Raw genomic sequence first — 767 nt, forward strand, 5'->3', positions numbered from 1 at the left:
TGCATGAACCAGCCGTGGCTGACGATGAACGACTGGCCCGTGAGCGCGGCGCTCGGGAAGGCCGACAGGAACAACACCGTCTGCGCGACGTCCTGAACGGTCGTGAACACCCCGTCGACCGTATTGCCGAGCATCACCTTCTTCACCACTTCCTCTTCGCTGATCCCGAGCTCCTTCGCCTGCTCCGGAATCTGCTTGTCGACCAGCGGCGTGCGCACGAAGCCCGGACACACGACGTGCGAGCGCACGTTGTGCTTCGCACCTTCCTTCGCCAGCACGCGGGCCAGGCCGAGCAGGCCGTGCTTGGCCGTCACGTACGCCGACTTCAGCGGCGACGCTTCGTGCGAGTGCACCGAACCCATGTAGATCACGACACCGCCGCGATCGTCCTTGTACATGTGCTTCAGCGCGGCCTTGGTCGTGAGGAACGCGCCGTCGACGTGGATCGCCTGCATCTTCTTCCAGTCGGCGAACGAATAGTTCTCGATCGGGTTGACGATCTGGATGCCCGCGTTCGACACGAGGATGTCGACCGAGCCGAACGTTTCGGCCACCTTGTCGATCCCGCTGTTCACGGCTTCCTCGTTCGTCACGTCCATCGCGACGCCGATTGCCTTGCCGCCTGCCTTGACGATCTCGTCGGCGACCGCGTTCGCGCCGTCCTGGTTCAGGTCGGCGATCGCGACGGCCGCGCCCGCTTTCGCGAGCTCGAGTGCGATTTCCTTGCCGATGCCGCTCGCGGCGCCCGTGACGACTGCGGTCTTGCC

General features: G+C 64.8%; 1 protein-coding gene. It reads right to left on the minus strand.

The genetic code is table 11. The annotated features are described in order from the left end of the window. Nucleotides 1-767 (minus strand): 3-hydroxybutyrate dehydrogenase (locus tag CFB43_RS37420; RefSeq protein ID WP_089499095.1); only part of this gene is annotated, 767 nt, incomplete at both ends.

The organism is Burkholderia sp. AU15512, from assembly GCF_002223325.1.
Classification (GTDB): domain Bacteria; phylum Pseudomonadota; class Gammaproteobacteria; order Burkholderiales; family Burkholderiaceae; genus Burkholderia.